A 14,489-nucleotide genomic window follows, 5' to 3' on the forward strand; every position below is an offset into this window, starting at 1 on the left:
GAAAAAAATGTTTAAGGACAGCCTTCCATCTTTTGGATAAAGTAGCCTTTCTCCTTAATTGCCTGCTCTACAGGCTCTGGTGCACCTTGTGAATGGCAGAATTGACATTCGTTTGTAGTCATCTCTGCTTGTCCTTCACCTATTGATTCTAACCACTCTTTACCATATGTTATGGCTTTATCGTGATCTTTTTCACCAGTAATTACATCAAAGTGCATGGTATGACCATCTGCTGCTTTGACATAAGTGTCGTATACGTGAATTTCCATATTGTCAATTAACAAAAGGGGTATTTAATTCAAAACACCTTTCATGCTAGTCTACTATCGCTCATTCTATAATTGTATAACATGCAAAGAAGATTCTTTGTTTTTAAAAATTCCATTAAAAGTGAAGAAACTCTGGAAAGATGCTCAGATATTATCTTGATACCTTTTATCTAACAACTTAAACTAGCGTGTATCACAAGTATCTTGTTGGAAAACAATGCAAAAGATATTGCAAAAATAGGAATTAAGAATTTACTATCACCAAAAACCCCGAGTATAGTTGATATGTTACTAGGACGCGGTACAGAAAAAGTTGTAGATTCTGAAACACTAGTTGAAGAGATACAAGACAGAGTACACAAATCACTAAATCAGGAGTTTCTGTATTCTGCGGTAACCGAAGAATCAGAAATATTTCTTAGAGAAAGAGTATTGCAGAGTCTGAACATGGCAGTCTTGTTTGTAGACTTGGTTGGGTCCACCTCCATGATCTTAAATTTGCCAAAAGAAAAACTTGCTACTATTTTTACCACCTTTGCTCAAGAGATGGCTTATGTGATAAAACGCCATGATGGATTTGTATTGAAATTTGTTGGTGATGCTGTGATTGGATATTTTGTTGCAGAAGAACTGTCCACATCTGTTGCAAACAGGACAGTTTCTTGTGCAGAATCAATGTTGAAAATTATCAAAGTTGGAATAAACCCGATTTTAAAAAGTAACAACCTTCCGGAATTAAAGATAAAGATCGGTATAGATTATGGCGAAAACACAATTGTACGATATGGGGATGATTTGCAAGAGGCACATGTGGATATTTTAGGACCGTCTGTTAGCATGGCAGCTAAAATTCAAAATTTAGCTCAACCTGACCAAATAATGGTTGGCGGTGATGTGTATACAAAACTTCATGGCTCCATTCAAGAATATTTTGTTCATTTAGATTTGGAAAAATCTAATTGGGATTATAAATCTGCAAAAACCAAAAAAGCTTATCCAGTATATGCATATGTTGGAAAATAAATGATATTCCCACCATTGTTTAAGAAGGGACTAAGTTTTGTCACGTTTACATTAATTCTGATTTTTTTCTTTGGTTTAGTGAACATTGAACATTCTGCTCTGGGAATTTCTAAACCCCTGCTTGCAATTACAGAGCAAACAATAATGATATTCGATATTATTTTTTGGGCGATAGTGTGCCTACTGACTATCGAATTAGTAGTGGCATATCTTGAGATACGAAATGCTAAACACTTCGTAAAAAAATATTGGCTTGAAATAATCATGCTTGTCCTGATGCCAATATTTGTAGGATTTAAAATACTAAAAATAACCATGAAAATCATAAAACAAATCAAAATAATGAAGACAGGGTTTAAACTCTTTAAAAAAATAAAAAAATCCTCGAAATAATATCCAAAGTGATTTTTGCATTTACAATACTTGTTTCAACAAAAATTCTAATCTTCCAACATCTTAATAGTTTATTTACCAAGTTGTTTACAAACAGATAATGTACAAAACTATTCTCTTACCTCATGCAGGAACTCCGGCAGGAGATGAGGCATTAAAGCATGCCATTTACGCAGCTAGAGAATCATCCCGGATTATTATTTTACATGTTGTAGAAGCTGTACAGTATCCCCCTTCATTTGCGTTATCCTCATCAGAACGAAACAGTCTGCTAAAATCCATTGACGAAGTAAACGAGGAAATGAGGCAAGATATGGAGAAAAAGATGGAAAAATACACTCAGCAATGTAAAGAGAATAACATCAAATCCAAAGTTCAAGTAGTTATTGGGGATGCATCTGAAATAATTTTGAATACTGTTAAAAAAGAAAAAGTAGATCTAATTGTTATGTCAAAACGAAGAAAGCTCAAAGGGGTCAAAAAACTACTCTCATTAGGCAGTGTTTCAAGAAAGATTGTGGAAAGTACATCCTGTCCTATTTTATTAATCGATGTTGAGAATAAATGAACCCTCTCTTTGAACATATCTTAGTTCCATATGATGGAAACTCAGGTAGCGAAAAAGCATTTGGAAAAGCAATGTCTCTAGCAATATCGATTGGTGCAAAGATTACGATCCTCACTTGTTTGGAAGAACGACATACGTTTGGATTTTTTAAGACAAAAACAAGCAAACAAGAGTTTGAAAAAGAAAGTAAACTAGTTGAAATACAACATCAAAAATTAAAAAAATTGGCCAAAGAACATGATGTTTCTTGTGATTCTAAAATTGTCAAAAACGGATTGGCATCCATCAAAATCCTTGAATTTGCAGATAAACACAATGTAGGTTTGATCGTAATGACAAAAACAAAACTTGTTTCTCATTATGAAAAACAACATTATCATAGTACGGTTGAAAATGTTTTCAGAAATGCAACTTGTCCAATTTTGATTCTCTAGTTTTATCAAAATATCCTGTCTGAATTAAAGCAACATCTGAATTTTTTCATCTTGTTATGTGTGGCGTAGGTTTGATTTTAAGTGCAGACATCTGTGTCTTGTAGACTCCTACTGAATTTGCATGAATTATTGAAACGATTGGCAACTACGAATTAACATGAGTATTGTCTCTCAAAGATGAATGTGTGGAAAATTATTGATGATTAAAGAATATGCCTTCAAACAAACAAATGAATCAAATAAGTAATTCCTATTCCCATCAATGCACTGCCTGGGATTGTAATTATCCATGAAAATACAATCTGCCTGCTTACTTTCCATCGTACTGCACGTTTTCTACGTGCTGCTCCTGATCCAATAATTGTTCCAGTAATTGCATGTGTGGTGCTAGCTGGAATTCCGAATACTGCAAAGATTGCCAGCATTAATCCTCCACTAGTTTCTGCTGCAAATCCTTGATATGGTTTGAGTTTTGTGATCTTTACTCCTAAAGTTTTGATTACTTTGTATCCTCCAAAGAAAGTTCCCAAACCCATCGCTGTTGCAGCAGCCAAGATTACCCATATCGGCATATCAAGTTCAGGAATCATTCCTGCAGAAAATAGAATTAACACAATAATCCCCATTGTTTTTTGTCCATCGTTGGCTCCATGAGTTAAAGCAAACCATGCTGAAGAAATAATTTGTAATCTGCCAAATGTTTTGTTTACTGGTCCTGGTTTGTGACTTGCAAATATTGTGATGATCAACGTGGTGATTAAAAGACCGAAAATTATTCCACCAATCGGTGCAATGACAATTCCTGCAAAAACTTTTGCCAAACCCCCGTAAACCAATTTTTCAAATCCTAATCCTGCAATGCCTGCGCCCATTATGCCTCCTATCAAGGAATGGCTATTTGAAATTGGCAATCCAAAATAAGTACAAAGAGTACTCCAACCAATTGCTCCTGCCAACCCTCCTATGATCATGTAAACTGTAATGTCATCAGGACTAACAATTCCTTTTGCAATGGTAGTTGCAACCGCCACTCCAAAAATAAAAGGTCCAATGAAATTCATTGTAGCAGATAACCCTACTGCATGAATTGGTTTTAGTACACGTGTTCCAATTACAGTAGCAACGGAATTTGCAGAATCATTGAATCCGTTAACAAAATCAAAGATTAACGCAACTATGATTGCCCCAATTGCTATTTCTATCATTTAATCATCTCAGGTATATTTTAGGACGATATCCTCGATGACATCTGCAACATCTACACATCTGTCTGATGCAGTTTCCATTGTTTCGTAGATATCTTTTAGTTTGATGATTTTGATTGCATCATTTGTTTCAAACAGTTCTTTTATGGCCTCTCTATACAAATCATCTACAGTATGTTCAATATCACTAGTGTTTCTACAATGCTCAATCATGTCTTTTGGATTTTTTATGCGCTGTAACTTTGAAACCATATACTCTACTTCTTTTGTGGCCTTTACAAGCTCCTGAGCCATCTCTACCGTGTATGGTGGGGGACTAGTTATTTGATAGCTGTGAACCCTAGCTGCAATTCCATCCATGAAATCAATCACATCATCTATTTTAGATGCAATTCTTTGCATGTCTTCACGATCCAAAGGTGTGATGAATGTCTTGTTTAATTCCGAAAAAATGTCTCTTGTCAAAACATCTGCTTCTGTTTCTAATTGATGAATTTTTTTTGCTTGCTTTTCATTACTAAGATCGTTGAATAAAACAACCACTGCTTCCGCGGTTTCAACTGCTTTTTTTGCTAAATCATCAAGTATCTTTAGTAGTTCTTTTTCATTGGATTTTATCCATGATAACCATTGTCCCATAAATTACCCCCCGAACTACGTAATTAAAAACTAGCCTATGATAACTATATAGAATATCGATCATATTGGAAGTATGTGGTTATTGTTTGCAAATGTGGTGAGTCATTCAAGACAGTTCAGCAGTTAGAAGAACATCAAAAGTGGCTATGCATCCGTTCAAAAAATTTCTAGTCCCGACATGTGGATTTACCTGAAAAATCTTCTAAATGACTCTCGTTTAATAGATCTTATTTAATCCAAAGTATCTTTTCATACTGAATCTAAATTCAATATCACAAATCTGTAATTGAGATTTTCACAAAAATATTACAATAAAACAATACCAAATATTTGTACAAGAATTGCTATGATCGCAAATATGATGATTTTTACTCCTAATCCCATGAGCTATCACCCCTGATTTTATTATGTAAATTATTTTTAGTCAAATTCAAAATACCGCCACGTTAGTTTACCATCATGTGTCTATCGAGTATTTCTTCAGTACGTTGTTCCTGTTCATTGATTATGTTTAATGTCATGCTGGATTCAATGTAATGTAATGCACGTATATCTTTGGTAATGACATTTTCAAGTGTTTTGTTATCTGATGCTTGAATCTTACAAATTACATCATATAATCCAAAAACCACATCAGCTTCTTTTACCTCTGGAATGTGGCAGATATTTTTCAGGATAGTGTACTCTTCTCCATTCTTACAGTGAACTACAACATATGCTTGAGCTAGATTTTGTCCCAATATTGCTCCAAGCAATTTTTCAGAAGTTTGAAACAATTCTTCAGATTCTGAACGTGTTAAAGTCAAAGTAGAATGAATTTTGGGCATTTTCCGAATAACGCCTGTAACAACCTCTCGAATTTTCTCTTCTGATCCTAGTTCAATTTTTGCAACAATATCATAAAGGCCAAGTGTGCCATGAGCTTCTTTTATGCCATCGATATTTTTCAGTGAGGAAATGACATCTATTTCTGAACCCAAATCACAATTCATTAAGATATATGCTTTAGCCATATTTAGTGATCTTTTACACGTTTGGGTTTTGAATGAGCCTTTATCATGTGTTTTTTAGTTCTTTCTGGATCAGTGAACTCCATATCACAGATATTGCATTTATTGGAAAATGTGGTTTCTCTTTTTAGTATGCTTTTTACCAAATTTTTGTTAAATGATAACTTTGGTTTCATACAAAAACTTGAAATTTGAGATTATAACGTGTTACTTAACATTGTTAATTCAATTTCTATGATAGATGTAGTGATATCTCAATGTTGGGCTACCAATGAATCTATCTTAGTGTTCTAATTGATCAGAACACTCTGTGGAACAAACATCATCACACCAGTGTTCAAATTCTTTTCCACATACAATACATGTTTTCAATAGGGTAATCTCACATCATTGTTTCCAGATTCAAGTATTTACAGAATAATTAACAATGTTAAGTGAATGATAAATACGCAAATGCTGTTAATCTATTTGTGTAGAGGTCCCTATTGTAAAATGATGTGATTCTTAGTTAAAACCCGCGCTGTACTGCTACTCAACTTCTGCTTGAGACGTACTAATTAAGCATCATTTTGGCTTCTACATTTTAACCATTCAGGTAAAATACACATTCAGTAATTTCTCTAATGTTTTATGTTGAAAACCCTGAATTATTTCATAGAATTTTTAAATAATAACTAGTTTCTAAATGTCCATTTTAATTCGCCATGCTTTTTTACGAATTCGTCTGGTGATACTTTATTGTGACTAGTTTTGATGTGAAACATGTAATCTTCCAATGACACAAATTCATGTTTGCATAGAGGGCAAATTTTTCTAAACGACATAAAAAACTAATTCATTATTTCCTTTTAGCGGTTCCTTAACAATGTTAATTATTGTATTTATGCAAGAAAATTATTTCTAAACATTGAACAAGACAAAGAAAAAATTATCCAAACTATCTAGAACAAACATAATTTCAGTTAGTGTTGTTGCAGGTGTTGTTATTTTGATAGGGGGAATTGCATTGAATTCGCTTAGTCCGGTTAATTATGATGGTTTTGTTTTCGCTCCTTCTACAAACGTATTCCTAAAGGCAGTAAAATCCCCTCAAGGTATCTACCATTATCAATTCACCAAAGGCGGTAAGGCACTTCAATCATCATCTGGGACATCGCCTTCAATTGTTATGTCTAAAGGAAATCTTGTTCAGATTCATTTGATTAATGAGGAAAAGAACCAACTTGACAATCCTTCCAAACACAATCTCAATATTGATGAGTTTAATGTACATATCAAAGATCTTAGTTATTTTCAAAGTGAATCAGTCACATTTTTGGCAGATAAAGCAGGCACTTTTGATTACTATTGCTCAATTCACCCTGGTATGAAAGGCACTATCACAATTACTGAATAAATTATTGAAAAATGAAAATTTCCTAGAAAATATCTTCTGTCTGTTTGTATTATTTGCAGTATTGTGCTCAGGATTAATTTCACAGTTCTTATTTAATTCAAAGATTATCCAAGTTCATGAAATATGAAGTTGAAATCAAAATGCCACACTCATCAAGTATACTTTTAGAATTGGATGATGTTAATTCCCCAAAAACAGTTAAAGATTTTATTGGAAAGTTGCCATTCACAGTGGACCTGAATGTGTGGGGTGATGAAATCTATACTTCAAAATCTCCAATCTCTCAACCTGAAGAAAATGCAAAATCTCCTGTTGATCTTAATGATGTTGCATATTGGCCTACTGGAAAAGCAATATGCCTATTTTACGGCCCTACCCCAATTGGCAATCCTGGAGAAATCACTCCCGCTTCACCTGTGAATATTCTTGGAAAAATTATCTCACCTGATAAATCTATTCTAAATTCTGCAGATGGTGAACGCGCAACATTTCAATTGAAATCTTAACTTAATTTTATTCAATTGGGATTTCTATAATGTCTGATTCAAGAATAAATGCTCTGAAATTCTTATTTATTCCAGAATAAATTATCCACACTACTGGATTGCTTTGCATAAATTTTTTGTCAGTGTTTGACGGAAAAGCATCTGAATCTGGATGTGAATGAAATATCCCTACCACATCAAGATTTTTCTCTTCAGCCATTTTGTATCCTTCAATTAACTGTTCGTTTGAGATTGTAAAATTTACAGGTGACTCTTCAATATTTTTTGTTAAAAATAAATCTGATACTGTGTCATTTTTTCCAAATAATATGGCACAAGACTCGTTAGGTTTTTGATTTTCTGAATACTCTGATAGAATTTTTTTATCTGATTCTGATATGGTGATTTTCTGCAAATCTATTCTACGTTGACTGTTCCTATCATCCATGGATGCAATATACAATAATAATCATAATTTCCTGCATCTGTGAATGTAAATTCAAAGGTGTCTCCTGTAGATAGAATGTCTGAATCAAATACTCCGTCTGCACCTGTATCTGGACTGCCTGAAGTTGCTGTATGCATTGTGTTGTCTACATTGTCCCAAACTACTGTAGTTCCAACTGTGACATCAATTACTTTTGGATCATAATAGATTTTACCATCTTCTGGAATTGCTGCTCCTTCTGGAATTGTGACTTTTGTTGGTTCTTTTGCTCCTTCAATTACTAATGATGCAACCATCCATGGATGAACAATACACAGGTATTCGTATTCTCCAACTTCCAAATTATTAGTATCTAACGTAAAGACATCACCTGCACTCATCAAACTTGAGTCAAATGTTTCTCCAAAGTCTACTGCACTAGTAACAGTATGCGCTACTGAATCTTCATTTGTCCATTCTATGATATGCCCTTGCGTAACTATCGCAACATCTGGATCATAGTCTGGATTGCCTTCTTGGGCTGAACCTTCTAGAATTGAAATCGAAAAGATTGGCCCGGTTGGTGAAATTTCTTCAGTTGGTTCTTCGACTCCTACTTCTTGTGGTATCATGTATGTGTCCGGACTTACAAATCCAAAAGCTACCCATGCGATAATCCCTGTAGCGGCCGCCATTCCAACAATTGCACCAACAGGTTTTACAAAAGACGGATGTTTCATTGCAAGGTATGCTATTATGATTGCCGGGAAGGCAATTGCCATTAAGATTCCTGCTATTGTAACTGTGTAGTTTGACGTGTTCATGGTAAATGCAAACATTCCAAATCCTAATGCTATTGACAAAATTACCAAAGTCGTTGCCTTGGCTCTGTTACTGGTAGAAATTCCTCCATCTAGGATACCTGCTGATAAGAAAATCAAACCGACAAACATGGTGAGACCTGTTAATGCATGCATTCCATCTATGAATGTGTGTGCAATGCCTGCATAAGACAATGTAAGACCAGCCAAGCCTATAGCTGTAAGTCCCATTCCAGGCATCATGAGGTCCCAATTACTCATTTAAGATAGCTGGTAGGGCTGAGATACTTATTCCTTTTGAAATACAATGGATCACGTAGACGAAGAAATTAAATGGCTTTGAGAGCGGATAGAGTCAATTGGGATTTAACGAAATACTGGAGATATCAAAACCCAGAATTGTTGTGCTTTTAGTAATTACTGCAGTTACATCGATGTATGCTGCAAGTAAACTAGTTCCAGGAGCACCTGAACTTGATTATTGGTCTTATTTGCACATAATTATAGCAGGAGCATTGGCATCTGCAGGTTCTAGTGCTCTAAACCACTATTATGACAAAGACATTGATCCAAAAATGACGAGAACTAGTACTAGACCAATTCCGTCAGGACGAATGGCTGCATCAAAAGTCTTGTTGTATGGAATTACTGTAAGCTGTGTATCTGTAATTTATGGGTATTTTGCATTAAATGCAGTATCTGCGTTCTTTATTGCAGTTGGAATATTCTCATATGTAATCATCTATACTGTTTGGCTAAAACGAAGAAATACATCAAATATTGTGATTGGAGGAATTGCCGGCAGTGCAGCATCTTGGGCTGGATGGGCAGCAGCAACTGGTAGTATGGATTTGTTGGGGTTTTTGGTAGGATTTTTGGTATTTGTTTGGACTCCTTCCCACTTTTGGTGTCTTGCAATGAAAATTAAAGATGAATATGCTCAAGCTGGGGTTCCTATGTTGCCTGTCGTGATTGGCATGCAAAAAACATCAAAATTCATTTTAGGAAATACTCTAATTTTAGTTCCTTATTCGTTGACACTCTCACTAATTCCTGACGGTATGGGGATTGTTTACACAATCATTGCCATAGTTTCTGGCGGACTAATGCTTGTGTATCATTATAAATTAACAAAGAATCCTACTTCTGACTTTGCATGGAAAGCATACAAAGTTACAGCCCCGTATCTTACAATTATTTTTGTAGCAGTTGCATTGGATGCTGCATTTCACATTCCGTTGTTTTAGGAATTATTTTTCAAAACCTGGAAAACTTGCTTCATAGTCTTTTTCCATCATTTCTTTATTTTGTTCTTCTATGCTATCTGCTTCTTCCTCAACAACTTTTGCCTCTATTCTGCGCTCTTCTTTAGTGATCCACGCAACTGTGATGAGGCCAAGAATCTCTAAATCTAAAAGTAGTTTGTTGAATTTGTCTTCTGGTATAATATGTCCGTCCTTAGTCAAGCTTTTGTAAAGCTCAATATCTGTTAAGGAATTTGCTTCCTTTATCTTGTCATATATTGTGTTTCGTAGTGGTATTGCCATTTTTATCCGTAGAATGATTTATCTCCTGTCTTTGGTACTACGTTAGATATACTTTCCTTAACTGTGTTATACCATTGATCAACTTCTTTTGTAATTGATGGCCTGATTTGCTTCAAACTATTTGCAAAGTGCTGACTGGAAATTTTTGCTGAATCCTCCCGCATTGCTAGAACTGCTGCTTCTCTACAAAGTGCTGCTAAATCTGCACCTGTATAGTTTTGAGTGGCGACTGCAATCTCTTGCAATTTTACATCATTTGCCAAAGGCATCTTTTTTGTTAGAATCTTGATTATCTCTAATCTGCCTTTTTCATCTGGGGGTGCAACATAAAGAACTAGATCTAGCCTTCCAGTTCTCAATAACGAATTATCTATGACATCTGGTCTATTTGTAATTCCAATAACTACAACTCGTGATGAAATACCTTCTTCAATCTCTGTTAGTAATTGACTCAGAATAGTTTCACCAGGTCCACTTTCACCTGATTTAGAGCGGGCTAGGGAATCTAACTCGTCAAATATTACTACACAAGGCGATGATGCTTTTGCTTTTCTAAAAATCTCTCTTACTGCTTTTTCGGATTCCCCCATCCATTTTGAAAGAATCTCCGGACCTCTAACTAGAATCATGTTTGCACCCGTTTCTGTTGCAAGTGCTCTTCCTAGCAATGTTTTTCCACATCCTGGAGGCCCATAAATTAAAGCACCCTTTGGTGGTCTAATTCCCATCTTGGTAAACTTGCTTGGTTCTTTCATTGCAACTATTAGATTGTCAGTCAATGTTTTTTTGATATCTTCCAATCCTCCTACATCTTGCCACCAAACTTTTGGTCTTTCAACATAAAATTCTCTCATAGCTGTAGGAACTACTTCATGCATTGCATCGTAAAAGTCAATTAATTTAATCTGCATTGACTGTAACACTTCCGAAGGAATCTTTTCAGTTTCAAGATCTATCTCTGGTAGATATCTTCTAATTGATTTTAGTGCAGCTTCTCTACAGAGTGATTTGATATCTGCACCTGTATAACCATGTAATTCTGATGATAGGTCTTTCAAATCAATGTCATCACTAATTGGCATGCCTCGTGTGTGAATCTCTAGAATCTCTAATCTTCCATCTTCATTGGGTACTGATATTTCAAATTCTCTGTCGAATCTGCCTGGTCTTCTTAATGCTGGGTCTACACTGTCTGGTCTATTTGTAGCACCAAGTACAATGACATTCCCTCTATCAGTCAGTCCGTCCATTAATGCTAGCAATTGAGCGACAACTCTTTTTTCAACATCTCCGTATGCTTCTTCTCTCTTTGGGGCAATCGCATCAATTTCATCAATGAAAATTATACTTGGGGAATTATCTTTGGCCTCTTTGAAAATCTCTCTTAGTTTAGCTTCTGTCTCCCCATAATACTTGTTCATTATTTCAGGCCCATTAATTGAAAACATGTTTGCTTCTGATTCACTTGCCATGACTTTAGCTAACAATGTTTTTCCACATCCTGGAGGTCCGTAAAGTAAAATCCCACTATGTGGCTCGATTCCCAGCCTTGTAAATAATTCTGGATGTTTTAATGGTAATTCCACAATCTCTCTCATCGCTTTAACTTCGTGTCTTAATCCACCCACTTCTTCGTATGTCACTCTAACTTTTCTATCCACTGTAGATTCAGTTGAAATGTTAAGATTTGTAGAACGATCAATCTTTACTACTCCCTTTGGAGTAGTCTTTGTAATTTTAAAGTCCATTGAGTTTCCTAAAATCATTACGGATATTTCGTCTCCATGTGTGATTGGCAATCCTTTCAATCTGTTTTTGACAAAATCTGTAAACTCTTTGTCTACAGTTACTGAATCATTTACTGGAGTAAGTGAAACTGCTTTTGCAAATTTTGATGTAACTTTTCTAATCTTGACAAAATCATTCAGTGAACCTCCTACATTTTTTCTTGTCTGCCCATCAATTCTTATGATGTCTGGAAATTTTTCATCCTCGTCAACTGGCCAAACAACTGCACAACTAGTTCTTGAACCCATAACTTCAATAATGTCTCCTGGTGTGACTTTAAGAAAGTCCATGGCTTCCGGACCAATTCTTGCACGTTTTTTACCTACGTCCCTTTGTTTTGCTTCCCCAATTCTCATTTGCAAAGGTTCTTCTTTGCGTGCCAAAATATCTCCTATTTCATGTCAACTGACATTCGACTCATGTTGAGCACTTCAAATTCACTTACGCCTTTTACGGACCTGATGGCATCTTCCAATGAATCCATTTGTCCTTCTTCGTCTTCTAGAATGAATTCTGCTTTAAGAAATTCTAAACCAAAAGCCAATGGCTCTTTTGCGTGCCTTTTCATTGAAATTCCTTCTTTTAATGCTCCTTTGATAGATTCTGCTAATTTGTCTAAATCTATTTCTGTTCCGTCAGGAAGAATTTTTGTGATTAATAATAACTGAGTCATTTTCTAAGGTCCCGATACATTACATGAAGTACAAGTATAGTTTCTTGCTGCTTCCCTGCAACTCTGACATCTCCAAATTAAATCTCCGCCACAATCCGGACAATTGAATTTTACACATTTATCATTAGGCATTATAGGTCTGTGACAACAACTACATGTTGGCAAGGAAATTGTAGACGACATATCCCCAATTTTCTGAAAACATCATTTATACCTTGCTTAGAATTTGAGCACGTTTTAATTCAATAATTTTTTGATTTCTCCGCCCACTAGAGCTTGGACAGTTTTCAAAGAGCCTTTGATTCCTAATAGTTTGATAATTGAGCCGGTGTGAAAATCAAAATCATCTTTTTCTGAAATCTCTTTTGTGATCTCTGGTGTGATTGACTCAAATAATTTGTTGATTGTGTTGTTATCAATTCTCTCTAAAATTTTTCTAGCAAGTAATTGTTTTTCAAATTCTTTGCCAAATCTATCCGTCCATTTTTTTTGATATTCTTCGAGATCTGATTTGTTATTAGTTTCTAAAAATTTTGAAATTGCTTGTCCTGCATAAACTCCGCCCATTCCGCTTGTAAAAATACCTCCTGCAGTTGTTGGTTTTGCTTGTCCTGCAGCATCTCCTATGATTATTGTTTTTCCTTCAACAAAATTTTCAATTGGGCCTTTAATCCAAATTGGTGCAAATATTTTTCTAATAATTGAATAATTTTTCTTCTCTTCCAGAATTCTATCTAGTGTTTCAGCAACATTAATTCCTCTTCCTGCTACTCCCACTTTCCCTTTGGCTTCTCCAGATGGAATAATCCATGCAAAAAATCCTGGATATTTTTCCTGATCAAAAATCACTTCGACTTTCCCTTTCTGTATCCAATCTGCATAGATTTCATACTGAGCTGATGATAAAATTCCTGTCCTGTCTTTATGAATAAGTGATGATACTCCCCTTGCATCCACAAATATTTTACAATCTATCTTTTCTTCATTTGTTCTAATTCCTGTATCTGTAATCTCTTGAAAACTAGTTCTGACTTTAATAACTGCCCCGTTCTTCTGAGCTTGAAAAGCTATTTGTTTGTCTAGTTCTCTTCTACTGACCTCTACAACTTTTTGTTTCTTTGAATTAATCGTAAAACTATTTCCATTTGGCGATGTAATTTCTGCTGACTCTATCATATGATCAAAAGTTTTTCTAAATGGGGTGATTCCAAGTTCTTCCAATCCTCCAATGCTGACCAGACCTCCACAGTGTTCGGGTGTGCCTATCTCGTAATCTTCTTCAATGACAAGTACTGAAAACCCCTTTGATGCAATTTCCCGTGCACACAACAATCCTGCAACACTTCCGCCTGCAATTACTACATCAAAGTACATAGATTTCGTTTCTTTGTCAATTATTTAATTCAAAAGTTTTTCATTAAGCCTGTATTTGATTAGCATATGGGAGACATAAAACAAGTAATTGTGGTTAGAACTGATCTAAAAATGGGAAAAGGAAAGATAGCTGCACAAGTAGGACATGCTTGTGTTCTTGGTGCAGAACATGTAAGAAAATCTCATCCTGAATGGTATGAAGAATGGTGGGGTGGGCAAGAAAAAGTTGTACTCAAAGTGTCTGGAATTAAAGAATTACAAGAAGTGAAACGACATGCTATAGATTTGAATCTTCCATGGTCTGAAGTTACTGATGCTGGTCATACGCAAATTGCCCCTGGAACCACAACTTGCATATCTATTGGACCAGCTCCTGAAAATTTGATTGACAAAATAACTGCCGATCTAAAACTTCTCTAGTTGGAATAAGATATAAC

The 14,489-nt window shown here is 35.2% G+C and carries 20 protein-coding genes; 8 read left to right on the forward strand and 12 right to left on the reverse strand.

Features of this window, described 5'->3' with window-relative positions; all coding sequences use genetic code 11:
* Window positions 1–11: 11 nt before the first annotated feature.
* Entirely contained in the window at window positions 12–269 is a 258-nt protein-coding gene (locus tag K5783_RS00990; RefSeq protein WP_109876710.1) for a DUF2024 family protein, read from the reverse strand.
* Between the two features lie 204 nt (window positions 270–473).
* On the opposite strand from K5783_RS00990, the gene K5783_RS00995 reads away from it, so the two are divergent.
* From K5783_RS00995 to K5783_RS01010, 4 genes are all read left to right on the forward strand, one after another.
* Complete coding sequence (locus K5783_RS00995) at window positions 474–1,292, forward strand: adenylate/guanylate cyclase domain-containing protein (protein ID WP_297471717.1); 819 nt, start codon at window positions 474–476, stop codon at window positions 1,290–1,292.
* Window positions 1,293–1,370: 78 nt separating this feature from the next.
* Window positions 1,371–1,685 (forward strand): hypothetical protein, encoded by a 315-nt coding sequence (locus tag K5783_RS01000; RefSeq protein ID WP_297471718.1) that lies wholly within the window; start codon window positions 1,371–1,373, stop codon window positions 1,683–1,685.
* A 100-nt stretch (window positions 1,686–1,785) separates the two neighbouring features.
* The gene (locus K5783_RS01005; RefSeq protein ID WP_297471719.1) at window positions 1,786–2,253 is read left to right on the forward strand and encodes a universal stress protein; all 468 of its coding nucleotides are present in this window, start codon (window positions 1,786–1,788) and stop codon (window positions 2,251–2,253) included.
* A complete protein-coding gene (locus K5783_RS01010; protein WP_297471720.1) occupies window positions 2,250–2,687 on the forward strand; it encodes a universal stress protein in 438 nt (145 codons plus the stop codon). Before K5783_RS01005 ends, K5783_RS01010 begins: the two co-directional genes overlap by 4 nt.
* A gap of 218 nt (window positions 2,688–2,905) precedes the next feature.
* Here K5783_RS01010 and K5783_RS01015 read toward each other — a convergent pair whose 3' ends face one another.
* The 4 genes from K5783_RS01015 to K5783_RS01030 form a co-directional block, all read right to left on the reverse strand.
* Window positions 2,906–3,892 (reverse strand): inorganic phosphate transporter, encoded by a 987-nt coding sequence (locus tag K5783_RS01015; protein ID WP_297471721.1) that lies wholly within the window; start codon window positions 3,890–3,892, stop codon window positions 2,906–2,908.
* A gap of 9 nt (window positions 3,893–3,901) precedes the next feature.
* Complete coding sequence (locus tag K5783_RS01020; RefSeq protein WP_297471722.1) at window positions 3,902–4,531, reverse strand: DUF47 family protein; 630 nt, start codon at window positions 4,529–4,531, stop codon at window positions 3,902–3,904.
* A 446-nt stretch (window positions 4,532–4,977) separates the two neighbouring features.
* Window positions 4,978–5,544, reverse strand: coding sequence for an Lrp/AsnC ligand binding domain-containing protein (locus tag K5783_RS01025; protein ID WP_297471723.1), 567 nt, complete (start codon window positions 5,542–5,544; stop codon window positions 4,978–4,980).
* A gap of 2 nt (window positions 5,545–5,546) precedes the next feature.
* Window positions 5,547–5,717 (reverse strand): hypothetical protein, encoded by a 171-nt coding sequence (locus tag K5783_RS01030; RefSeq protein WP_297471724.1) that lies wholly within the window; start codon window positions 5,715–5,717, stop codon window positions 5,547–5,549.
* A gap of 731 nt (window positions 5,718–6,448) precedes the next feature.
* On the opposite strand from K5783_RS01030, the gene K5783_RS01035 reads away from it, so the two are divergent.
* A complete protein-coding gene (locus K5783_RS01035; RefSeq protein ID WP_297471725.1) occupies window positions 6,449–6,937 on the forward strand; it encodes a cupredoxin domain-containing protein in 489 nt (162 codons plus the stop codon).
* A gap of 116 nt (window positions 6,938–7,053) precedes the next feature.
* Window positions 7,054–7,443, forward strand: a complete 390-nt coding sequence (locus K5783_RS01040) for a cyclophilin-like fold protein (protein WP_297471726.1) — start codon at window positions 7,054–7,056, stop codon at window positions 7,441–7,443.
* 7 nt (window positions 7,444–7,450) lie between these two features.
* Here the strand turns inward: K5783_RS01040 and K5783_RS01045 are convergent, their stop codons facing one another.
* Window positions 7,451–7,837 (reverse strand): M67 family metallopeptidase, encoded by a 387-nt coding sequence (locus tag K5783_RS01045; protein WP_297472682.1) that lies wholly within the window; start codon window positions 7,835–7,837, stop codon window positions 7,451–7,453.
* A gap of 2 nt (window positions 7,838–7,839) precedes the next feature.
* Entirely contained in the window at window positions 7,840–8,931 is a 1,092-nt protein-coding gene (locus K5783_RS01050; RefSeq protein WP_297471727.1) for a plastocyanin/azurin family copper-binding protein, read from the reverse strand.
* 98 nt (window positions 8,932–9,029) lie between these two features.
* Here K5783_RS01050 and K5783_RS01055 point away from each other — a divergent pair, with 98 nt between their 5' ends.
* Window positions 9,030–9,917, forward strand: coding sequence for a heme o synthase (locus K5783_RS01055; RefSeq protein WP_297471728.1), 888 nt, complete (start codon window positions 9,030–9,032; stop codon window positions 9,915–9,917).
* Between the two features lie 3 nt (window positions 9,918–9,920).
* On the opposite strand, the gene K5783_RS01060 is transcribed toward K5783_RS01055, so the two are convergent.
* The 5 genes from K5783_RS01060 to K5783_RS01080 are packed head-to-tail and all read right to left on the reverse strand — an operon-like array spanning window position 9,921 to window position 14,052.
* Window positions 9,921–10,217, reverse strand: coding sequence for a hypothetical protein (locus K5783_RS01060; RefSeq protein WP_297471729.1), 297 nt, complete (start codon window positions 10,215–10,217; stop codon window positions 9,921–9,923).
* A gap of 2 nt (window positions 10,218–10,219) precedes the next feature.
* Entirely contained in the window at window positions 10,220–12,388 is a 2,169-nt protein-coding gene (locus K5783_RS01065) for a CDC48 family AAA ATPase (RefSeq protein WP_297471730.1), read from the reverse strand.
* 8 nt (window positions 12,389–12,396) lie between these two features.
* The gene (locus K5783_RS01070) at window positions 12,397–12,678 is read right to left on the reverse strand and encodes an elongation factor 1-beta (RefSeq protein ID WP_297471731.1); all 282 of its coding nucleotides are present in this window, start codon (window positions 12,676–12,678) and stop codon (window positions 12,397–12,399) included.
* A 3-nt stretch (window positions 12,679–12,681) separates the two neighbouring features.
* On the reverse strand, window positions 12,682–12,861 hold the full coding sequence (locus tag K5783_RS01075; protein WP_297471732.1) for a zinc finger domain-containing protein: 180 nt from the start codon (window positions 12,859–12,861) through the stop codon (window positions 12,682–12,684).
* 54 nt (window positions 12,862–12,915) lie between these two features.
* Complete coding sequence (locus K5783_RS01080) at window positions 12,916–14,052, reverse strand: NAD(P)/FAD-dependent oxidoreductase (protein WP_297471733.1); 1,137 nt, start codon at window positions 14,050–14,052, stop codon at window positions 12,916–12,918.
* Window positions 14,053–14,118: 66 nt separating this feature from the next.
* On the opposite strand from K5783_RS01080, the gene pth2 reads away from it, so the two are divergent.
* Window positions 14,119–14,472 carry a peptidyl-tRNA hydrolase Pth2 gene (gene pth2, locus K5783_RS01085; RefSeq protein WP_297471734.1) on the forward strand — a complete coding sequence of 118 codons (354 nt, stop codon included), beginning with the start codon at window positions 14,119–14,121 and terminating at the stop codon, window positions 14,470–14,472.
* The last annotated feature ends 17 nt before the right edge of the window (window positions 14,473–14,489 follow it).

Source organism: Nitrosopumilus sp., from assembly GCF_025699125.1.
Taxonomy (GTDB): domain Archaea; phylum Thermoproteota; class Nitrososphaeria; order Nitrososphaerales; family Nitrosopumilaceae; genus Nitrosopumilus.